Annotated in this window: 19 protein-coding genes; 6 read left to right on the top strand and 13 right to left on the bottom strand. The window is 70.9% G+C overall.

The annotated features are described in order from the left end of the window. Window positions 1–27: 27 nt before the first annotated feature. The gene (locus WJM95_RS18950; RefSeq protein ID WP_339130905.1) at window positions 28–1,272 is read left to right on the top strand and encodes an APC family permease; all 1,245 of its coding nucleotides are present in this window, start codon (window positions 28–30) and stop codon (window positions 1,270–1,272) included. A 160-nt stretch (window positions 1,273–1,432) separates the two neighbouring features. Here the strand turns inward: WJM95_RS18950 and WJM95_RS18945 are convergent, their stop codons facing one another. From WJM95_RS18945 to WJM95_RS18885, 13 genes are all read right to left on the bottom strand, one after another. After that, the gene (locus WJM95_RS18945; RefSeq protein WP_339130904.1) at window positions 1,433–1,999 is read right to left on the bottom strand and encodes an SMI1/KNR4 family protein; all 567 of its coding nucleotides are present in this window, start codon (window positions 1,997–1,999) and stop codon (window positions 1,433–1,435) included. A 111-nt stretch (window positions 2,000–2,110) separates the two neighbouring features. After that, the gene (locus WJM95_RS18940; RefSeq protein ID WP_037627077.1) at window positions 2,111–2,503 is read right to left on the bottom strand and encodes a YccF domain-containing protein; all 393 of its coding nucleotides are present in this window, start codon (window positions 2,501–2,503) and stop codon (window positions 2,111–2,113) included. Beyond that, window positions 2,500–3,363: a zinc metalloprotease HtpX gene (htpX, locus tag WJM95_RS18935; RefSeq protein ID WP_339130903.1), complete on the bottom strand. Its 864-nt coding sequence runs from the start codon at window positions 3,361–3,363 to the stop codon at window positions 2,500–2,502. The genes WJM95_RS18940 and htpX overlap by 4 nt, the downstream gene beginning before the upstream one ends. Window positions 3,364–3,572: 209 nt before the next feature. Continuing rightward, entirely contained in the window at window positions 3,573–5,072 is a 1,500-nt protein-coding gene (locus WJM95_RS18930; RefSeq protein ID WP_339130902.1) for an NADH-quinone oxidoreductase subunit N, read from the bottom strand. After that, window positions 5,069–6,667, bottom strand: a complete 1,599-nt coding sequence (locus tag WJM95_RS18925; RefSeq protein ID WP_339130901.1) for an NADH-quinone oxidoreductase subunit M — start codon at window positions 6,665–6,667, stop codon at window positions 5,069–5,071. Before WJM95_RS18925 ends, WJM95_RS18930 begins: the two co-directional genes overlap by 4 nt. Window positions 6,668–6,673: 6 nt before the next feature. Further along, window positions 6,674–8,665, bottom strand: a complete 1,992-nt coding sequence (locus WJM95_RS18920; protein ID WP_339130900.1) for an NADH-quinone oxidoreductase subunit L — start codon at window positions 8,663–8,665, stop codon at window positions 6,674–6,676. Continuing rightward, on the bottom strand, window positions 8,662–9,042 hold the full coding sequence (gene nuoK, locus WJM95_RS18915) for an NADH-quinone oxidoreductase subunit NuoK (protein ID WP_339130899.1): 381 nt from the start codon (window positions 9,040–9,042) through the stop codon (window positions 8,662–8,664). The genes WJM95_RS18920 and nuoK overlap by 4 nt, the downstream gene beginning before the upstream one ends. Next, window positions 9,042–9,707 carry an NADH-quinone oxidoreductase subunit J gene (locus tag WJM95_RS18910; RefSeq protein WP_339130898.1) on the bottom strand — a complete coding sequence of 222 codons (666 nt, stop codon included), beginning with the start codon at window positions 9,705–9,707 and terminating at the stop codon, window positions 9,042–9,044. The genes nuoK and WJM95_RS18910 overlap by 1 nt, the downstream gene beginning before the upstream one ends. Then, window positions 9,704–10,273, bottom strand: a complete 570-nt coding sequence (locus WJM95_RS18905) for an NADH-quinone oxidoreductase subunit I (protein ID WP_339130897.1) — start codon at window positions 10,271–10,273, stop codon at window positions 9,704–9,706. Before WJM95_RS18905 ends, WJM95_RS18910 begins: the two co-directional genes overlap by 4 nt. A 2-nt stretch (window positions 10,274–10,275) precedes the next feature. Continuing rightward, the gene (locus WJM95_RS18900; RefSeq protein WP_339130896.1) at window positions 10,276–11,244 is read right to left on the bottom strand and encodes a complex I subunit 1 family protein; all 969 of its coding nucleotides are present in this window, start codon (window positions 11,242–11,244) and stop codon (window positions 10,276–10,278) included. Continuing rightward, on the bottom strand, window positions 11,241–12,833 hold the full coding sequence (locus tag WJM95_RS18895) for an NADH-quinone oxidoreductase subunit C (protein ID WP_339130895.1): 1,593 nt from the start codon (window positions 12,831–12,833) through the stop codon (window positions 11,241–11,243). The genes WJM95_RS18900 and WJM95_RS18895 overlap by 4 nt, the downstream gene beginning before the upstream one ends. Continuing rightward, complete coding sequence (locus WJM95_RS18890) at window positions 12,830–13,402, bottom strand: NADH-quinone oxidoreductase subunit B family protein (protein ID WP_339135671.1); 573 nt, start codon at window positions 13,400–13,402, stop codon at window positions 12,830–12,832. Before WJM95_RS18890 ends, WJM95_RS18895 begins: the two co-directional genes overlap by 4 nt. Before the next feature lie 110 nt (window positions 13,403–13,512). Then, entirely contained in the window at window positions 13,513–13,926 is a 414-nt protein-coding gene (locus WJM95_RS18885; protein ID WP_339130894.1) for an NADH-quinone oxidoreductase subunit A, read from the bottom strand. Window positions 13,927–14,254: 328 nt separating this feature from the next. Here WJM95_RS18885 and WJM95_RS18880 point away from each other — a divergent pair, with 328 nt between their 5' ends. The 5 genes from WJM95_RS18880 to WJM95_RS18860 all read left to right on the top strand — a co-directional run bounded on the left by WJM95_RS18880 (window position 14,255) and on the right by WJM95_RS18860 (window position 21,133). Beyond that, a complete protein-coding gene (locus WJM95_RS18880; protein ID WP_339130893.1) occupies window positions 14,255–15,448 on the top strand; it encodes a sensor domain-containing protein in 1,194 nt (397 codons plus the stop codon). 245 nt (window positions 15,449–15,693) lie between these two features. Further along, window positions 15,694–17,049, top strand: a complete 1,356-nt coding sequence (locus WJM95_RS18875; RefSeq protein WP_339130892.1) for a sensor domain-containing protein — start codon at window positions 15,694–15,696, stop codon at window positions 17,047–17,049. A 185-nt stretch (window positions 17,050–17,234) separates the two neighbouring features. Further along, window positions 17,235–17,894: a response regulator transcription factor gene (locus tag WJM95_RS18870; protein ID WP_339135669.1), complete on the top strand. Its 660-nt coding sequence runs from the start codon at window positions 17,235–17,237 to the stop codon at window positions 17,892–17,894. 235 nt (window positions 17,895–18,129) lie between these two features. After that, entirely contained in the window at window positions 18,130–20,061 is a 1,932-nt protein-coding gene (locus WJM95_RS18865) for a 2-oxoacid:acceptor oxidoreductase subunit alpha (RefSeq protein ID WP_339130891.1), read from the top strand. After that, a complete protein-coding gene (locus WJM95_RS18860; protein ID WP_339130890.1) occupies window positions 20,054–21,133 on the top strand; it encodes a 2-oxoacid:ferredoxin oxidoreductase subunit beta in 1,080 nt (359 codons plus the stop codon). Before WJM95_RS18865 ends, WJM95_RS18860 begins: the two co-directional genes overlap by 8 nt. Window position 21,134 lies beyond the last annotated feature (1 nt).

Genomic DNA, 21,134 nt, shown 5'->3' with positions numbered 1-21,134 from the left:
GTTGCGGTGATCAGTAGGGTGCGGCCCATGACGCCGTCCAGTTCCGAGTTGCGCCGCACGCTGGGCGTCGGTGACGCCGTGGTCGTCGGGCTCGGCTCGATGATCGGTGCCGGGATCTTCGCCGCGCTCGGCCCCGCCGCGCGGGCCGCCGGCTCCGGGCTGCTGCTCGGACTCGCGGCCGCCGCGGTCGTCGCCTATTGCAACGCGATGTCCTCGGCCCGGCTCGCCGCCCTGTACCCCGCTTCCGGCGGCACGTACGTCTACGGGCGCGAGCGGCTGGGGGCCTTCTGGGGACATCTGGCCGGCTGGTCGTTCATCGTGGGCAAGACAGCCTCCTGCGCCGCGATGGCGCTCACCGTGGGCGCCTACGTATGGCCCTCGCAGGCACACGCGGTGGCGGTCGCCGCGGTGGTCGCCCTGACCGCCGTGAACTACGGCGGCGTGCAGAAGTCGGCGTGGCTGACGCGGGTGATCGTGGCGGTGGTCCTGGCGGTCCTCGCTTCCGTGGTGGTCGGGTGTCTCGGGTCCGGCGCCTCGGACGCCGGGCGGCTCGGCGTCGGGCTCTCGTCCGGTGCCGGCGGGGTGCTCCAGGCGGCCGGGCTGCTCTTCTTCGCGTTCGCCGGGTACGCGCGGATCGCCACGCTCGGCGAGGAGGTACGCGACCCGGCGCGCACCATTCCCCGCGCGATCCCGCTGGCTCTGGGCATCGCGCTCGTGGTGTACGCGGCGGTCGCTGTCGCTGTCCTTTCGGTGCTCGGTTCGGAGGCGCTGGGGACTGCCCCGGCGCCGCTGGCGGACGCCGTCCGGGCGGCGGGGCTGCCGGGGCTCGTGCCGGTCGTGCGGGTGGGGGCCGCCGTGGCCGCGCTCGGCTCGCTGCTCGCTCTGATCCTGGGTGTCTCACGCACCACGCTGGCCATGGCCCGCGACCGTCATCTGCCGGCCGCCCTGGCCGCGGTGCATCCCCGCTTCGAGGTCCCGCACCGGGCGGAGCTGGCCGTGGGCGTGGTGGTAGCGGTGCTCGCCGCGACCGTGGACGTGCGCGGCGCGATCGGCTTCTCCTCCTTCGGTGTGCTGGCGTACTACGCGATCGCCAACGCCACCGCGTGGACGCTGAGTCCGGCCCCGGCATCGCGGGTCGTGCCGGTGCTCGGCCTCCTCGGCTGTGTGACGCTGGCCTGTGCCCTGCCGTGGACCTCCGTGGTCGTCGGCGCTGCCGTCCTGGCGGTCGGGGCGGCTTCGTACGGCGTGCGTATGCGGGTGGCTTCTCGCTGAGACCCGTCCCGTGGTCCGCCACCGGCCGGATCGGCGCTTGGGGGCAGCGCCGCGCACGGCGGTGAGGCCAGGGGTGGTTGGCCGTGCCGGGGTGCGGGCCGTCGCCGTCCCGGGCGTGAGGGGCGTCGCCGTCCCGGGCGGGGGCTGGACGATCGGCGGGTCAGGAGGCCCGGGGCGCGGACGTGCGTAGGGAGAAGTCGGGCCAGAGGGGCAGATCCGCGCCGTCGTTGGACTCCTCGTACCAGCCCGTTCCCTCCAGCCACGCCAGCAGCCAGGTCGCGAGGTCGGGTGCGTCCACGTACCAGGAGTGGTCGGCCTGGTGCGCGTTCGGATCGAAGAGCAGGACCGTGCCGTCGGGACTCCGGCAGTCCACGCACGCGTACATTCCGCAGCCCCAGTGGGATATGGGCAGGAGACCCTCGGGCCACGGCCATTCCGGGTCCTTGCGGCCGCTTTCCCGGCCGGCGAGGTATTGCGGAACCGCCGCGGGTTCGCCGGACGGCGGGCCGTCGAGCAGGGGCAACAGACCGTATTCGGGCCCGAATCCGCCGTCCCCTATCCGGAGGTAGAGCGACGCGAGCAGCGCGGGCAGCGGGAAACCAAGGAGGGCCTCGGCGCGGGCGACCTCGTCCGGTCCCACGGGCGCGGGGAGCGAAGGCCAGCCCCACGGGCGGGTGTTACGGGCCTCCGCAGCGACCCGTGCCAGCAACTGCTCGATTTCGGTCATGGGTTCATGATGCAGCGCGCCACTGACAATCGGGGAGCCTGTGGACAACCCTCGTCCGGCTCGGACATCGGCACGATCTCGGTGAGGAGCGGGGCGAGTGGGCCCGTACGGTCAGCGACCCGCGAACGGCTCGTCCGTGCGCACGATTTCGCGTCCCAGCGGGAACAGCGAGATCGGGATGAGCTTGAAGTTGGCGATGCCGAACGGGATGCCGATGATCGTGATGCACATGGCGATGCCCGTGACGATGTGGGCCAGGGCGAGCCACCAGCCCGCGAGGACGAGCCACAGAACATTGCCTACGCAGGACGGGGCGCCGGCGTCGTGGCGCTCCACCGTCGTATAGCCGAACGGCCACAGCGCGTAGATGCCGATACGGAAGGCGGCGATGCCGAACGGAATGCCGATGATGGTGATGCACAGGATGATGCCTGCGGCGAGATATCCCAGGAACAGCCAGAAGCCGCTCAGGATGAGCCAAATGACGTTCAGAATTGTCTTCATTGCTGACGACCTGCCATCTGCTCGAGCCGGGCGATCCGCTCCGCCATCGGCGGATGCGTAGAGAACATCTTCGACATTCCCTGTCCCGGGCGGAATGGGTTTGCGATCATCATGTGGCTCGCGGTCTCGATGCGCGGCTCGGGAGGCAGCGGCAGCTGCTTCGTGCCCGCGTCGAGCTTGCGCAGCGCGCTCGCGAGGGCGAGGGGGTCGCCGGTGAGCTGGGCACCGGACGCGTCCGCCTCGTACTCCCTGGAGCGGCTGATGGCGAGCTGGATGAGGGAAGCGGCGAGCGGGCCCAGGATCATGACCAGGAGCATTCCGAGAATGCCGGGGCCGTCGTCGTCGTTGGACCGGCCGACCGGGATCAGCCAGGCGAAGTTGACGAGGAACATGATCACCGAGGCCAGGGCACCGGCCACGGACGAGATCAGGATGTCGCGGTTGTAGACGTGGCTGAGTTCGTGGCCGATGACACCGCGCAACTCCCGCTCGTCCAGGATGCGCAGGATCCCCTCGGTGCAGCACACGGCCGCGTTGCGCGGGTTGCGGCCCGTCGCGAAGGCGTTCGGCGCTTCCGTCGGCGAGATGTACAGGCGCGGCATGGGCTGGCGGGCCTGCGTGGAGAGATCACGGACCATGCGGTACAGGGCCGGGGCCTCGAACTCGCTCACCGGGCGGGCGCGCATCGCGCGTAGAGCCAGTTTGTCGCTGTTCCAGTACGCGTACGCGTTCGTCGCGATCGCGATGAACAGGGCGACGATCAGGCCGGTGCGCCCGAAGAAGCTGCCGATGACGATGATGAGTGCGGACAGTCCCCCGAGGAGTACGGCTGTCCTGAGCCCATTGTGCCGGCGGTGCACGGTAGCCCTCCAAGTCGTGCGGCGGGGGAACCCTTTGCTTGCTGATGGTCTGCTTCCACTCTTCAGTGGACCCTCCCGTACAGGTCAACGCCAGACGGGAAGCACTAGTTCCCTTGTGCGCGCTGCCCGGGGCGTGGGCCGTCCGGGTGATGCGGACGGCCGTTCCCCCGCACGCGTACCCCGTGATGCGGCCCTCGGGGAGTGGTGTTTCAGAAGAGGACGGTCTGTGAGAAGCGGAGGATCAGCTGGGGCGCCCCGGACAGGACGATTCCGAGGACGGCCGTCAGGGCGATGGCCGCGGTGAGGGGAACCGGTGCGCGGTGCGTGCCCGGCTCGCCCTCGGGGGCACGGAAGAGCAGCGCGGTCCACTGGAGGTAGTAGACGAGCGCGATCACCACGTTGACGGCCATGACGACGGCGAGCCAGCCGAGCCCGGCGTCGACGGCCGCGGAGAAGACGGTCACCTTGGCGAAGAGGCCGATGATGCCCGGCGGCAGTCCGGCGAGGCAGAGCAGGAAGAAGCCGAGGACCAGGGCGGACAGGGGGCTCTCGGCGTACAGGCCCCGGTAGTCGCTGACGCGGTTCAGGGGGCTTTGGCGGCCCACCAGGGCGGCCACGGCGAAGGCGCCGAGGTTGACCGCCGCGTACATGAGGGCGTAGGCGACCGTGGAGCCGATGGCCTTCTGGGCGTCCTTGGAGTAGGCGGCGGCCGCGATCGGGACCAGGAGGTAGCCGGCCTGGCCGACGGAGGACCAGGCGAGCAGCCGTACCGCGCTGTACGCGCGCGTGGAGCGCTGCCGCAGGGCGCCGACGTTGCCGACGGTCATCGTCAGGGCCGCCAGGCCCGCCAGCGCCGGGCCCCAGACGTCCGCGTACGAGGGGAAGGCGACGACGGTGACGAGGATGAGCCCGGAGAAGCCGACCGCCTTGCCGACGACCGACAGATAGGCGGCGATCGGCAGGGGCGCCCCTACGTAGGTGTCGGGCACCCAGAAGTGGAAGGGCACGGCGGCCGTCTTGAAGGCGAAGCCGACCAGGGTGAGGACGACGCCCGTCTGGGCGAGGGTGTGGAACTGCCCGTCGACGTGCTGGATCCGGTCCGCGATCCGGGTCAGGTGGAGGGTGCCCGTCGTCGCGTAGACGAAGCTGACGCCCATGAGGCTGACGGCGGTCGCGGTGACGGAGGAGAGGAAGAACTTCAGGGCCGCTTCCGAGGACTTCCTGTCGCCGCGTTTGATGCCGACGAGCGCGAACGCGGGCAGCGAGGCGACCTCCAGGGCGACGATGAGGGTCGCGAGGTCGCGGGAGGCGGGCAGGAGGGCGGCGCCGGCGGCCGAGGAGAGCAGCAGGAACCAGTACTCCCCCTCGGGGAGTTCCCTGTCGGCGTCCTTCAGGGCCGTGACCGACAGCAGGGCGACGAGGAGCGCGCCGCCGAGTACCAGGAGCTGGATGACCAGGGTGAAGCGGTCCGCCACGTAGCTGCACGTGTCGGTGGCGCCGGTCAGACAGAAGGCGGCCCGGTCGCCGTTGCGCAGGGGCAGCAGCAACAGCGCGGACGCGGCGAGTCCGGCGACGGACATCCAGCCGAGTACGGCCTTCCTCGCGTCGCCGATGAAGAGGTCGGTGACGAGCACGGCGAGTCCGACGACCGCGGCCACGGTGGGCGGCGCGATGGCGAGCCAGTCGACGGACTGGACCAGGGAACTCATCGGGTGCCTCCTGCGAGGAGCTGCTGTACGGCCGGGTCGGTCAGACCGAGCAGGGCCCGGGGCCACAGACCGGCGACGACGGTGAGGGCGACGAGCGGTGTCCAGGCGGCGAACTCGTAGGTCTGGACGTCGATGAGCTTCGGCGACTCCTGGGCCTTCGGGCCCATGCAGACACGGCGTACGACGATGAGCATGTACGCGGCGGTGAGCAGTGTGCCGAACGCGGCGATCGTCATGAACGTCAGATACGCGGGTCGGCTGAGGCCGGAGGCGGGTTCGAACGCGCCGAACATGGCCAGCATCTCGCCCCAGAACCCGGCGAGGCCCGGCAGTCCGAGCGAGGCGACGGCCGCGAAGGCCAGCAGGCCGCCGAGGTGCGGCGCCTTGCCGTACAGCGCGGCGCCCGACTCCTCGGCGAGCGTGTCGAGGTCGGTGGTGCCCGTACGGTCCTTCAGCGCTCCGACGAGGAAGAAGAGGAGGCCGGTGATGAGGCCGTGGGCGATGTTGGCGAACAGCGCGCCGTTCACGCCGGTCGCGGTCATGGTCGAGATGCCGAGCAGGACGAAGCCCATGTGGCCGACGGAGGAGTAGGCGATGAGCCGCTTGAGGTCGCCCCTCGCGCCCTGCTTGGCCAGGGCCAGGCAGGCCAGGGATCCGTAGATGATCCCGACCACGGCGAAGGCCGCGAGGTAGGGGGCGAAGGTCCGGAATCCGTCCGGCGTGATGGGCAGCAGGATCCGGACGAACCCGTACGTTCCCATCTTCAGCATGACGCCGGCCAGCAGGACCGAGCCGACCGTCGGGGCGGCGGTGTGGGCGTCGGGCAGCCAGCTGTGCAGCGGCCACATCGGCGTCTTGACCGCGAGCCCGATCCCGATGGCCAGAACGGCGATGACCTGCACGGATGTGCTCAGCGACCGGCCGTTGTCAGTGGCGAGTGCCACCATGTCGAATGTGCCCGCCTTGATTCCGATCAGGAGCAGGCCCAGCAGCATGACCACGGAACCGAGCAGGGTGAAGAGGATGAACTTCCAGGCCGCGGCCTGGCGCTGGGCGCCTCCCCACCGTGCGATGAGGAAGTACATCGGGATGAGCACCGTCTCGAACGCGAGGAAGAACAGCAGCAGATCGAGGACGGCGAAGGTCGCGAGCATGCCGGACTCGAGGAGGAGCAGCAGGGCGACGAACGCCTTCGGGGACGGGCCCGCGGCCCGCGGCGTCAGCCGCTCATGTTGCTGCTTGAAGTAGGAGTACAGCGCGCAGAGGAAGGTCAGCAGCGCGGTCAGGACCAGAAGGGGGAGGGAAATGCCGTCGACGCCGAGGTGGATCCGCACGTCGAGTGCGGGGATCCAGCTGATGTCCGTCGTGGCCTGCATCTTCGACGGGTGGTCGTGGTCGAAGCCGAGCGCGAGGACGATCGCGGCGATGAGGACCACGCCCGTGACGATCACGCCGTGCCGCAGCACCGCCTGTTGGGGCGACTTCCCCTTCAGTCCCGGCGGGGCCGGGAGAAGGGCGGCGGCGGCCCCGATGAGCGGGCCGACGACGATCAACGCGAGAAGAATCTGCATCACGGATTCACTGATATCGATCACGCCTGCTCACGCTCCCGTGGCGACGAGGAGGGCGGCGACCACCAGGACGACGGTGCCGGCGAGCAGCGCGCTCACATAGGTCTGCACGTTGCCGGTCTGGGCACGCCGTACGGCGGTCCCGAGCCAGCGGGGTAGGGCGCCCGCGGCGCGTACGTAGGTGTCGACGACCTCGCGGTCGAGGAACCGGACGAGCGTGGCTCCGGCCTGGACCGGGCGGACGAACAGCACCGAGTACACGGCGTCGAGATGGAAGCCGGCAGCCGCGTGGCGGTGCAGCGGGCCGAGCAGCAGCCGGCCCGGGTCCGCCGGGTCGGGAGCCTGGGCGATGTCTCCGTACACGGGTTCGTGGGAGGCGATGGCCTCGGCCTCGACACGTCCGGCGTCGGCGTCCGGGTGGGCCGCGACCGCGCCGAGGGGTACGCGGGCCGCCAGGGCGGCGGTGTGCCGCCAGGCTCCGTAGGTGACGATCCCGCCGACCAGGGCGAGTCCCGTGCCGAGCACCGAGGTGGTGAGGACGGGTGTCAGGTCACGGCCGTCGAACCAGTCGGGCAGCGGGCCGAACGCCAGGCCGAACGCGAGCGAGGGGACGGCGAGCACCCACAGCACGGCCGTCATGGTGACCGGCTGCCTGCCGTGGTCGGGGGCCTCGGCTCCCTGGCCCCGGAAGGCCAGCAGCCACAGCCGGGTCGCGTAGGCCGCGGTGAGGACGGCGGTGACCAGACCGGTGACCAGGACGATCCAGCCCGAGGCGCCGGGGGCCTGTCCGGTGTGGCCGGTGGCGACGTGCTCGGCGGCGCCGAGGACGGCTTCCTTGGAGAAGAAGCCGCTGAAGGGAGGGATCGCGGCGAGGGCGAGCAGCGCCACGGTCATCGTCCAGAAGGCGTCGGGGACTCGGGTGCGCAGGTCCTTCATCCGGGACATGGCGGCCAGCGAGTTGGTGCCGGAGGCGTGGATGATCACGCCGGCGGCGAGGAACAGCAGCGCCTTGAAGGCGCCGTGCGCGAGGAGGTGGAAGACGGCGGCACCGCGGTCGCCGACGGCGAGGGCACCGGCCATGTAGCCGAGCTGACCGATCGTCGAGTAGGCGAGGACCCGCTTGATGTCGTCCTGGGCGAGCGCGGCGAGTCCCGAACCGACCATGGTGACACCGGCCATGACGGCGAGGACGACCATCGCGGCGGCGGATGCCTGGAAGACGGGGAGGAGCCGGGCGACGAAGTAGATGCCGGCGGCGACCATCGTCGCGGCGTGGATCAGCGCGGAGACGGGTGTGGGGCCCGCCATCGCGTCGGGCAGCCAGGTGTGCAGCGGGAACAGCGCCGACTTGCCCGCCACGCCCGCGAGGAGCAGCAGCGCCACGACGGTGGGGTGGTGCAGCCCTCCGCTCGCCACGGTGCCGAGGACCCTGGTGATCCGGAACGAGCCGGCGTCGGTGGCGAGCGCGAACAGACCGATGAGGAAGGGGACGTCGCCGAGTTTGGTGACCAGGAAGGCCTTGAGGGAGGCGGCGCGCGCCTCCGGGGTCTCCCAGTAGTGGCCGACCAGGAAGTACGAGCAGATGCCCATGATCTCCCAGCCGACCAGGAGCACCATCAGGTCGCCGGAGTAGACGACGAGCAGCATCGCGGAGGTGAACAGGGAGACGAGCGCGGCGTACGAGGGATAGCGCGGGTCGTCGTGCAGATAGCCCGTCGAGTAGATCTGCACACAGGTGGCCACGACGCCGACGAGTACGGCGACGAGGGCGGCGAAGCCGTCGATGTGCAGGCCCAGTTCGATGGGGACCGAGCCGGTCGGGGTGAGTTCGGTGTGCGAGTCGATCGGCAGGCCGCCGCCCTGGTGGACCGCGACCGTCACGGCGAGGACGAGCGACGCGAGGGCCGGCAGGACGGCGAGCGGGCGGACGAAGCCCGGGGCCGTGCGGCCCAGGAGGAGTCCGGCGACGGCGCCGAGGAACGGGAGGAGGGGGACGAGGACGGCGAGGGTGGTCGTGGTCACGCGGTGGCCTCAGCCTTCTCGGCCGCGGGGGCGTCGCTGTCGGGGTCGTCGGGGCCGTGGCCCTCGGCGGTGTCGCGGAGCTTGTCGATGTCCGAGGTGCCCCGGTTGCGGTACACGGCGAGGACGATCGCCAGGCCGATGCCGATCTCGGCGGCGGCGATGGCGATGGTGAACAGGGTCAGGGCCTGACCGGAGTGCAGCGTGTCGCGGGCCGCTCTGGAGAGCCAGACGTCGAAGGCGACGAGGTTCAGGTTGACGGCGTTGAGCATCAGCTCGACCGACATCAGGACCAGGATCGCGTTGCGGCGTGCCAGGACTCCGTACAGGCCCGTGCTGAACAGGAGGGCGGCGAGGACGGCGGGATAGGCGAGGTGCATCAGCGGACACCTTCCTTGTTCTGCTTGCCGTCGCGGCTGCCGGGGACACGCGGGGCGGTGGCCGTCGTGGTCGCCGCGGCGGTGTCCGCCTTCGCCTTGCGGGAGAGGACGATCGCGCCGACCAGGGCGGCGAGGAGGAGGACGGAGAGCGCTTCGAACGGGAGGACCCAGTTCTGGAAGAGGCTCGCTCCGGTGACCTCGGTGGAACCGGAGGCGGCTCCGTCCAGATCGACCCAGGTCGTTCGGAAGGCGTCGACGACGACCCAGACCAGGGCGCCGGCCGAGGCGAGTGCCACGGTCAGGGCCGCCCAGCGGTTGCCCGAGTCGGCGTCCGGGGAGCGGCCGATCGGGGCCCTCGTGAGCATCAGACCGAACAGAAGGAGGACGACCACGGATCCGACGTAGATGAGGACCTGCACCCAGGCGATGAACTCGGCCGTCAGGAGCAGGTATTCGACGGCGAGGCCGCCGAGGGCGACCACCAGCCACAACGCGGCGTGCACCAGCTGCTTGGTGGTGACGGTGACGACCGCGGCGCCGAAGGTGAGCAGGCCGACGAGGAGGAAGGCGATCTCGACGCCGGTCGGGGAGAGGAAGCCGTGGTGCCCGGCGGCGCCGGTGGCCGCCGCGTGGGCCGCCGTGGCCGTGGCTGCTGCGAAGGTCACGACTGCCCCTCCTGCGGATCGGACGCCTCGGCCTGGGCCGCCTGTTCGGCCGCGAGTTTGTCGGCGGTCTTGCGGGCGGCCGCGATCTCCTTGGGCTCCTCGGCACCGGGGTCGAGGGCGGGCGGGGCCGGGACGGTCCACATCCACTCGCGGAGCTTGTCGCGCTCGTGGGTGAGTTCGTGGATGTCGGTCTCCGCGTACTCGAACTCCGGAGTCCAGAACAGCGCGTCGAAAGGACAGACCTCGATGCAGATACCGCAGTACATGCACAGGGCGAAGTCGATGGCGAAGCGGTCGAGGACGTTGCGGCTGCGCTCGCGGCCACCCGGGGCGGCGGGCGGGACCGTCTCCTTGTGGGAGTCGATGTAGATGCACCAGTCCGGGCACTCGCGGGCGCACAGCATGCAGACCGTGCAGTTCTCCTCGAAGAGGGCGATGACTCCACGGGTGCGGGGCGGGAGTTCGGGCTGGACGTCCGGGTACTGCGCGGTGACGGTCTTCTTCGTCATCGTGCGAAGGGTGACGGCCAGGCCCTTGGCGAGGCCGGAGCCAGGAATGGGGGCCATGGTTACGCGATCACCACCTTGACGATGCCGGTGAGGGCGATCTGGGCGAGGGACAGGGGGACGAGGAGGGTCCAGGAGAGTTTCTGGAGCTGGTCCTCGCGCAGGCGGGGGTAGGTGACGCGGAGCCAGATGACGACGAAGGCGAGGACCGCGGCCTTGAGGAGGGTCCAGACCCAGCCGAGGCCGTCGGCGCCCCAGGGGCCGTGCCAGCCGCCCAGGAAGAGGACGGTGGTCAGGCCGCACAGGACGACGATCCCGGCGTACTCGGCGAGCAGGAACAGGGCGAAACGCAGGCCGGTGTACTCGGTGTACGCGCCGAAGATGATCTCGGAGTCGGCGACGGGCATGTCGAAGGGAGGCCGTTGGAGTTCGGCGAGGCCGGCGACGAAGAACACGATCGCGCCGACGATCTGCCAGGGCAGCCACCACCAGCGGAAGGCGTCCACGATGCCGGGGAGCGAGACCGTGCCCGCCGCCATCGCGACCGAGGCCGCGGTCAGGAGCATCGGGAGTTCGTACGCGAGGAGCTGGGCGGCGGTGCGCAGGCCGCCGAGGAGGGAGAACTTGTTGGCCGACGCCCAGCCGGCCATGAGCGAGCCGAGGACGCCCACGCCCATGACGGCGAGGACGAAGAAGATGCCCGCGTCGACGACCTCGCCGACCGCGCCCTCGCCCGGGCCGATCGGGATGGCGAGGAGGACCAGGAGGTACGGGAGGAGGGCCACCGCGGGGGCGAGCTGGAAGATACGCCGGTCCGCGCCCGCGGGGACGATGTCCTCCTTCTGCGCGAACTTCACGCCGTCCGCGACGAGCTGGGCCCAGCCGTGGAAGCCGCCCGCGTACATCGGGCCGAGGCGGCCCTGCATGTGGGCCATCACCTTGTGCTCGGTCTGGCCGACGATCAGGGGGAACGTCAGGAACACGACGAAGACGACGAGGAGGCGGAGGGCGACGTCGAGAGCGTCGTTCACTGCGTACCTCCGGAGGGGTCTTCGGGGCTGGGGTCAGGGGTCTCACCCGGAGCGGGCACACCGGGCGAGGACTCCGGCCCGCTATCGGGCCCGGATTGCGGCCCGGCGTCCGGCCCGGTATCCGGCCCGGACTTCCGCTCGGAGTCCGGCTCGGAGGGCAACTCGGCATCCGGCTCGGCATCGGGGCCGGACTTCCGCTCGGATGGCGACTCGGCATCCGGCTCGGATGGCGGCTCGGCATCCGGCTCGGATGGCGGCTCGGCATCCGGCTCGGATGGCGGCTCGGCATCCGGCTCGGATGGCGGCTCGGCATCCGGCTCGGATGGCGGCTCGGCATCCGGCTCGGATGGCGGCTCGGCATCGGGGCCGGACTTCCGCTCGGAGTCCGGCTCTGACCCCGGCCGGGGTTCGGACGCCGGGAGCGGCTCGGACCGTGGCTGTGGCTCGGCCCCCTGCTCGGACGCCGGCTGCGGCTCAGGCTCCGGCTCGGACGCCGGCCGGGGCTCGGACTCCTGCTGCGGCTCAGGACCCGACTGCGGCTCGGACCCCGACGGGGGCTCTGGTGCCGGTGGAGGTGCGGCGTCCGGGTTCGGCTTCGGCTTCGTGTCGTCGAACGCCGGCTTCGGCTGGTGCCACGGCGCGTCCGAACCGCGCGGTGCGGCGGGCCTTCTGACGGGCGTCGCCGTCGGGGCGGTCGGCTCGTCCTCGCTCGCCGGCGAGGTCGGGGCCGGGGACGGCTGCTGCTCGGTTCGCTGGCTGGCCGAGCCCTGGCTCACGCTGCGGGATCGGCGTGCGGGTCGAGCGGTCTCGGCACCGGAGGCCGCACCCGCGGCGACCGAGCCCTCGGCCGCTCCCGCGGCACCCGCACCCGCACCCGCGGCCGGGGTCGTCGTGCCGCCGGTGCCGGCAGGGGCCGCCGGTGCCTGGCTCGCCGAACCCTCCCCCGCCGTGCGGGTCCTGCGGACCGGGCGGTCGCCGGCCGGGCGGGCCGCGCCGCGGGCCGGGCGGGACGGAGCAGGAGGGAGCTGGCCCTTGAGAGGGCCCCACTCGTTGGGGTCGGGGACGCCGGGCGGCAGCATCTGGCGGCGCTTGGGGCCTCCGTGCTCGGACTCGCCGGGTTCCTTCGCGCCGGGCCATGCCTTGGCGACGCGGGCGGCGAGGACGAAGTCCTTGCGGAGGGGGTGGCCTTCGAAGCCCTCTGGCAGCAGCAGGGGGTCGAGGCCGGGGTGGCCCTCGAACGTCACTCCGAACATCTCGTGGGTCTCGCGCTCGTGCCAGGCGGCGCCCGCGTAGACGGAGACCGCCGACGGGAGCGCCGGGGCCGTGTGCGGGACGGTCGTACGGACGAGGAGGCGGCGCAGCGGGGACAGGGCCACGACGTGGGCCGAGACGCGGAAGCCCGTGCCGGGTTCGTCGACGGCGCTCAGCCAGTCGAAGTAGGTGCAGCCCAGGGTGTCACGGGCTGTCTCCAGGGCCGCGATCCAGGAGGCCGGGGGTACGTCGACGGTCAGGACCTCGTACGAGTCCTCGGCCGTGGCGTCGGGGCCGAAGAGTTCCTCGGCGGGGCCGGGAAGCCAGCCGACGGTCATCGGTCCTCCTCACCGGGTGCACCGGGGGCGGCCGGATCCGTTCCCGGGTCGCTCGTCGCGGAAGCGGAAGGGACCGGTGGCTTCACCAGGCCGCTCTGGAGCGCGGCGGTCGACGGGCGCGGCGCGTCGGATCCGTAGCGCTCCCCCAGCGATTCCCGGGCGATCTTCTCCTGGAGCTTGAGGATGCCCTGGAGCAGCGCCTCGGGGCGGGGCGGGCATCCGGGGACGTAGACGTCCACGGGGATGATCTGGTCGACGCCCTTGGTGACGGAGTACGAGTCCCAGTAGGGGCCGCCGCAGTTGGAGCAGGCGCCGAAGGAGATGACGTACTTCGGCTCGGGCATCTGCTCGTACAGGCGCTTGACGGCGGGCGCCATCTTGTCCGTGACCGTGCCCGAGACCACCATCAGGTCGGCCTGGCGCGGGCCGGGCGCGAACGGGATCACGCCGAGGCGGATGAAGTCGTGGCGGGCCATCGACGCGGCGATGAACTCGATCGCGCAGCAGGCGAGGCCGAAGTTGAAGACCCAGAGCGAGTAGCGGCGGCCCCAGTTCAGGACCACCTTCATGGGCTCGGGGGCGAGGCGGGCGAGCGCGCCGAGCCGCTTCGGCTCGGGCAGCGGCACCGACACCGAGGCCGGCACCGACGCCGACGCGGGCTCGTCCGGGGCGGAGGGGGTCACGCCCATGTCAGGACGCCCTTCTTGTATGCGTACAGCAGGCCCACGGTCAGGAAGCCGAGGAAGACGAACATCTCGACGAGCGTCGCGGCGCCGTAGCCGGGAGCGGCGAAGACCGTGGCCCAGGGGAAGAGGAAGATCGAGTCGACGGCGAAGATGACGTAGAGGAAGGCGTAGACGTAGTAGCGGACCTGGGTGTGGGCCCAGCCCTCGCCGACGGGGTCGACACCGCACTCGTACGTCAGGAGTTTCTCGGGGGTCGGGACCACGGGCCGCAGCAGGCGGCCCGCCCCGAAGGCGACGGCGACGAACAGCACGCCGATGACGGCGAGCAGCCCGACGACCGAGTAGGACTGGAAGTAGTCCGCCGCGACGACGGCCCCGGTCGCCGTGACAACGGTCGGTTCCGGCACGTCAGCCCCTCACTCCCTGACCTCGTTGCGCCCCGTCGTGCGCCGCCGCGCACTCTGTGATGCGCCATGTTCGACGATCTGTACGGACGGGAGTCTAGGGCCTGCTAAAGAGAGCGTAAGCAGCCCGTCACGCCTCGACCATCCCTCACCCCTCGATGACGTGTTCACGTCCCACCGAGTGAGCACGTCACCGGCGGGACTCCGTCGCCCCTTCGTGTGCCGGGTCGTCGTCGCGTCCGGTGCGCACCCTGGGGGTGGGGTTATCCCCAGTGCATCGCGGCGGCCCACCTCATGGCGCGGCGGCGCGCCGCCGGGCAGGCTAGCGGATATGACCGAACGCATCACGCCCGCCGGTCCGTCGGACGGCCCGTCCGACGGTGACCGGCCGCCCGCCGTACGCCTGGCCCTCGACCCGCGGACGTGGAAGGAGATCTCCCATCTCCTGGTGAATCTGCCGGCCTCGATCGTCGGGTTCGTCTACGTGGTGACGATGCTCGCCACGGGCGCGGGGCTCGCCGTGACGGTCGTCGGACTGCCCCTGCTCGCGGCCGGGCTGCGGGGTTCGCGGCAGCTGGGCAGGCTGGAGCGGGCGCGGGCGCGGCGGCTGCTGGGGCTGCGGATCGACGAGCCGAGCCCGTTGCCCCGGACCGGGTTCTTCGGCTGGCTGTGGTCGAGCCTGAAGGACCCGGTGGGCTGGCGGGCCGTGCTGTACGGCCTGATCCGGCTGCCCTGGGGCATCATCACCTTCACGGTCACGCTCGTGTCGCTGATCGTGCTGTGGCCGGTGCTGCCGTTCATCGCACGCCGTCTGACGAACGTGGACCGGGCGATGGTGCGCGGGCTGCTGTCGCCCTCCGACGAGCTGGAGCGGCGGATCGCCGAACTGGAGTCGGACCGCGGGGTGGTGGTCGACACGGCCGCCGCCGATCTGCGCCGTATCGAGCGCGATCTGCACGACGGGGCGCAGGCCCGGCTCGTGAACCTCGCGATGGGGCTCGGCCTGGCGAAGGAGAAGCTCCTGGAGGACCCCGACGCCGCGGCGTCGATGGTCGACGAGGCGCACGGCGAGGTGAAGCTCGCCCTCCAGGAACTGCGCGATCTGGCCCGTGGGATCCATCCGGCGGTGCTCACCGACCGGGGTCTGGACGCCGCTCTGTCCGCGATCGCCTCGCGCTGCACGGTGCCCGTGAAGGTGACCGCCGCGCTGGACACACGGCCGGCCGCCGCGATCGAGGGCATCGCCTACTTCACCGTCTCCGAACTGCTCCAGAACGTCAGCAAGCACAGCGGTGCGAGGTCCGCGTCGGTCGACGTGTGGCGCACGGGCGACCGTCTGCTCATCCAGGTCCGCGACGACGGCCGGGGCGGGGCCGGCGTCGACGGCGGCACGGGGATGGCGGGGCTCGCGGACCGGCTCGGAGCGGTGGACGGGCTGTTCGTCGTCGATTCGCCGGTGGGCGGCCCGACGGTCATCACGGCCGAACTGCCGTGGCGCGACCGCCAGAACGAGCCCGCGCGGTAGCCGTGGGCCGCACCCACGGTGCACGTGGTTCACACGGTTCACCCGATGGAGACCTCCGGCCGGCGAGCCCGCGCGGGGGTCTCCGTCGTGTGGACTCCCGGGCCCGAGAACACCGGCTGCCGGTGGAGGTAGGGAAAACCCCCCGCTCAAGACGCCGATCCGCTCCATGTCCGGCAACCCTCCCGGGACGGCAGGCTTGGACAACAAGGCGAGGCGCAGAACGAGACGAGAGAACGGACGGACCGATGGCCACGGATTACGGACACGGATACGGGCACCCCGGCGGGTCCGGATTCGACGGGGCGGGCGCCGGCGAGCGGTCGCACCGCCTCCCGGCCCCGCTGCGGGCGCCGTTCGAGGCCCGCGCGTGGCGCGAGTTCGGCTATGTGCTGCTGGGCCTGCCGCTCGGGATCCTCATGTTCACGTTCGCCGTCACGATGTTCTCGCTCGGCGCGGGCCTGCTGATCACCTTCCTGGGCGTTCCGGTGCTCGCCGCCGCGCTGGCCGGCTGCCGTGGTCTCGGATCGCTGGAGCGGGCGCGGGCGCGCGGGCTGCTCGGGGTCGAGGTGGCCGAGCCCGAGCCGCTGCGGACGAAGGGCCACGGGACGATGGCGTGGATCGGCGCCGTGCTCAAGAGCGGTACCTCGTGGCGGCACCTGCTGTACGCGGTGGTCCAGTTCCCGTGGTCGGTGTTCTCCTTCGTCGTCGCGCTGAACTTCTGGGTCTACGGGTGGGCGCTGCTCACCTATCCGCTGTGGTTCTGGGTCTTCCCGATGTACGGCGGTCAGGACGGAATCCAGCTGTACGGCGACAGCACGCACGCGATCTACCTGGACAACCCGTTCGAGATCGCGGTGACCGCGCTGGTGGGACTGCTCTTCACCATGGCGACCCCGTGGATCGTGCGGGCGCTGACGACCGTGGACCGGCTGATGGTGCGCGGGCTGCTCGGGCCGTCGCGGCTGGCCACGCGTGTGGTGGAGCTGGAGTCCGACCGCGGGGTGGTGGTCGACACGGCCGCCGCCGATCTGCGCCGTATCGAGCGCGATCTGCACGACGGGGCACAGGCCCGGCTCGTGGCCCTGGCCATGGATCTCGGGCTCGCCAAGGAGAAGCTGGCCGAGGACCCCGAGGCCGCGGCGCGGATGGTGGACGAGGCGCACGGCGAGGTGAAGACGGCGTTGCAGGAGCTGCGGGATCTCGCGCGCGGCATCCATCCGGCGGTGCTGACGGACCGCGGGCTCGACGCGGCGCTGTCCTCGGTGGCCTCGCGGTGCACGGTGCCGGTGCGGGTGGAGGTGGATCTGGCGGCGCGGCCCGCACCCGCGATCGAGGGGATCGCCTACTTCACCGTCTCCGAGCTGCTCCAGAACATCAGCAAGCACTCCCGTGCGACGCGGGCGAGCGTGGACGTGTGGCGGGTGGAGAACCGGCTGATGATCCAGGTCGGCGACAACGGGGTCGGCGGGGCCGAGGCCGGCTCGGGGTCGGGTCTGGCGGGGCTCGCGGAACGGCTCGACGCGGTGGACGGGATCCTGGTGGTGGACTCCCCGCCGGCCGGTCCCACCCGGATCACGGCGGAGCTGCCCTGGCGGGGCTGAGACCCCCGGCCGCGGACACGCGGGGGACCCCGGTGCGGTGCACCGGGGTCCCAATCATGTCGCTCGGGCGCGCCCCGGTCCGAATGCTGGAATGCTGGGGTCTGTCGTACGAACGGGCACGAACCCGGTGGAGCCGGGGGCGGCCGGGGCGGGCTACGGGGGGCCGAGGAATCGTGGAGGACAGGGTGCGGGTCGTGATCGCCGAGGATTCAGTGCTGCTCAGGGAGGGCCTGACCCGGTTGCTGACCGACCGTGGGCATGATGTCGTGGCAGGGGTCGGTGACGGCGACGCGCTGATCAAGACCATCACCGAGTTCGCGGCGCAGGACGCGCTGCCGGACGTCGTCGTCGCGGACGTACGGATGCCGCCGACGCACACCGACGAAGGCGTGCGGGCGGCCGTGCAGCTGCGCAAGGCGCACCCGGAACTCGGTGTGCTGGTGCTGTCACAGTACGTGGAGGAGCGCTACGCCACCGAACTGCTGGCCGGTTCGAGCCGTGGCGTCGGCTATCTGCTCAAGGACCGGGTCGCCGAGGTGCGCGAGTTCGTGGACGCGGTGGTGCGGGTGGCCCAGGGCGGCACCGCGCTGGATCCGGAGGTGGTGGCACAGCTGCTGGGCCGCAGCCGCAAGCAGGACGTGCTGACGGGGCTGACGCCGAGGGAGCGCGAGGTGCTCGGACTCATGGCCGAGGGCCGGACGAACTCCGCCATCGCCCGCCAGCTGGTGGTGAGCGACGGCGCGGTCGAGAAGCACGTCAGCAACATCTTCCAGAAGCTGGGTCTGTCACAAAGTGACGGGGATCACCGGCGTGTTCTGGCCGTCCTCACATACCTGAACTCATGACGAACTGACAGTCTGTCAGTTGTCGAGCGGAACCAAAGGGTGAGCGGGGAACGTCGTCCGAGGAAGGACCTGGGGCGGCAGAAATCGTGACACATCACCATGTCAAGACGTCTCAAAACAGCGTCCATCATGCGAATGGCCGAAGGAAGGCGACCCTTACCGACGTAGGGTTGACATAGGAAGGGTCTGCGGGAAGGCCACTCCCGGACAGCCGCCTCAAAGGAGGTCCAGTTCAGTGACGAGCAAGGTCAGCAGCCCAACGGAACAGGCCGACGAAGCCGTCGTAGGAGAACAGCGCAAACCGCCGGGGGCGAAGGACGTCCGTCGGCTCGACCGGGTCATCATCCGGTTCGCGGGGGACTCCGGTGACGGCATGCAGCTCACCGGCGACCGGTTCACCTCGGAGACCGCCTCCTTCGGCAACGACCTGTCGACCCTGCCGAACTTCCCTGCCGAGATCCGCGCGCCCGCAGGCACACTGCCGGGCGTTTCGTCGTTTCAACTGCACTTCGCCGACCACGACATCCTCACGCCGGGCGACGCGCCCAATGTGCTGGTGGCCATGAATCCGGCGGCCCTGAAGGCGAACATCGCCGACGTGCCGCGCGGCGCCGAGATCATCGTCAACACGGACGAGTTCACCAAACGGGCGATGCAGAAGGTCGGCTACGCCACCAGCCCGCTGGAGGACGGCTCACTGGACGGCTACAACGTCCATCCCGTCCCGCTCACGACGATGACCGTCGAGGCGCTGAAGGACTTCGAGCTCTCCCGTAAGGAGGCCGAGCGCTCCAAGAACATGTTCGCGCTTGGCCTGTTGTCGTGGATGTACCACCGGCCGACGGAGGGCACGGAGAAGTTCCTGCGGACCAAGTTCGCCAGGAAGCCCGACATCGCGGCGGCCAACCTCGCCGCGTTCCGGGCGGGGTGGAACTTCGGTGAGACGACGGAGGACTTCGCGGTCTCCTACGAGGTGGCGCCGGCGTCGACGGCGTTCCCGACCGGCACCTACCGCAACATCTCCGGGAATTTGGCCCTGTCCTACGGCCTCATCGCCGCCTCCCGGCAGGCCGATCTGCCGCTGTACCTGGGCTCGTACCCCATCACCCCGGCCTCGGACATCCTGCACGAACTGAGCAGGCACAAGAACTTCGGGGTGCGCACCTTCCAGGCCGAGGACGAGATCGCGGGGATCGGCGCGGCGCTGGGCGCGGCGTTCGGCGGCTCGCTCGCCGTGACCACGACGTCCGGTCCCGGTGTGGCGCTGAAGTCGGAGACGATCGGGCTGGCGGTCTCCCTCGAACTGCCCCTGCTCGTCATCGACATCCAGCGCGGCGGGCCCTCGACCGGACTGCCGACCAAGACCGAGCAGGCCGACCTGCTCCAGGCGATGTACGGGCGCAACGGCGAGGCGCCGGTGCCGATCGTCGCGCCGCGCACCCCGGCCGACTGCTTCGACGCGGCGATGGAGGCGGCCCGGATCGCGCTGACCTACCGGACACCCGTCCTGCTGCTGTCGGACGGCTACCTGGCCAACGGCTCCGAGCCGTGGCGGATCCCGGAGACCGACGAACTCCCGGACCTGCGGGTGCAGTTCGCCCAGGGACCCAACCACACCCTGGACGACGGCACCGAGGTCTTCTGGCCCTACAAACGCGACCCGCAGACCCTCGCCCGCCCCTGGGCCGTCCCCGGAACGCCCGGTCTTGAGCACCGGATCGGCGGGATCGAGAAGCAGGACGGCAGCGGGAACATCTCCTACGACCCCGCCAACCACGACTTCATGGTCCGCACCCGCCAGGCCAAGATCGACGGCATCGACGTCCCCGACCTCGAGGTCGACGACCCCACCGCCGGCGCCGACACCCTTGTCCTGGGCTGGGGTTCGACATACGGGCCCATCACCGCCGCGGTGCGCCGGCTGCGGACCGCCGGGGAGCACATCGCGCAGGCGCACCTGCGCCACCTCAACCCCTTCCCCCGCAACCTCGGCACGGTCCTTCGGGGTTACGACAAGGTGGTGATCCCCGAGATGAACCTCGGCCAGCTCGCCACCCTCGTGCGGGCCAGATATCTGGTCGACGCGCACTCCTACAACCAGGTCAACGGCATGCCCTTCAAGGCCGAGCAGCTCGCCACAGCTCTCAAGGAGGCCATCGATGGCTGACACGTCAACGGAAGGCCCGGGCACGATCGAGGCGCTTTCCCTGGTCCCCAAGGCCGACGCCCGGCAGTCCATGAAGGACTTCAAGTCCGATCAGGAGGTGCGCTGGTGCCCGGGCTGCGGTGACTACGCCATCCTCGCCGCCGTCCAGGGCTTCATGCCCGAACTCGGCCTGGCGAAGGAGAACATCGTCTTCGTCTCGGGCATCGGCTGCTCGTCCCGCTTCCCGTACTACATGAACACCTACGGGATGCACTCCATCCACGGCCGCGCGCCCGCCATCGCGACCGGGCTGGCCTCCTCGCGCCGCGACCTGTCCGTATGGGTCGTCACCGGCGACGGCGACGCCCTGTCCATCGGCGGCAACCACCTCATCCACGCCCTGCGCCGCAACGTGAACCTGAAGATCCTCCTCTTCAACAACCGGATCTACGGCCTCACCAAGGGCCAGTACTCACCCACCTCCGAAGTCGGCAAGATCACCAAGTCGACACCGATGGGCTCCCTGGACGCCCCCTTCAACCCGGTCTCCCTGGCCATCGGCGCCGAGGCCTCCTTCGTCGCCCGGACCGTGGACTCCGACCGCAAACACCTCACCGACGTCCTGCGCCAGGCCGCCGCCCACCCCGGCACCGCCCTGGTGGAGATCTACCAGAACTGCAACATCTTCAACGACGGCGCCTTCGACGTCCTCAAGGACCGACAGTCCGCCGAGGAGGCCGTGATCCGCCTGGAGCACGGCCGGCCCATCCGCTTCGGCGCCGACGGCTCCCGCGGCGTGGTCCGCGACCCCCGCACCGGCGACCTCCAGGTCGTCACCGTCACCCCGGACAACGAGGCCGACATCCTGGTCCACGACGCCCACACCGCGTCCCCGACCACCGCGTTCGCCCTGTCCCGGCTCGCCGACCCCGACACCCTGCACCACACCCCCATCGGCGTGTTCCGCTCCGTCGACCGGCCCGTCTACGACACCCAGATGGCCGACCAGCTCGACGCCGCCATCGAACAGAACGGCAAGGGCGACCTCGCCGCCCTCCTCGCCGGCGGCGACACCTGGACCGTCATCGGCTGAA

Source organism: Streptomyces sp. f51 (genome assembly GCF_037940415.1).
Classification (GTDB): Bacteria; Actinomycetota; Actinomycetes; order Streptomycetales; family Streptomycetaceae; genus Streptomyces.
The sequence above is the reverse complement of the archived record's forward strand: the minus strand, read 5'-3'. Positions and strand labels throughout refer to the sequence as shown.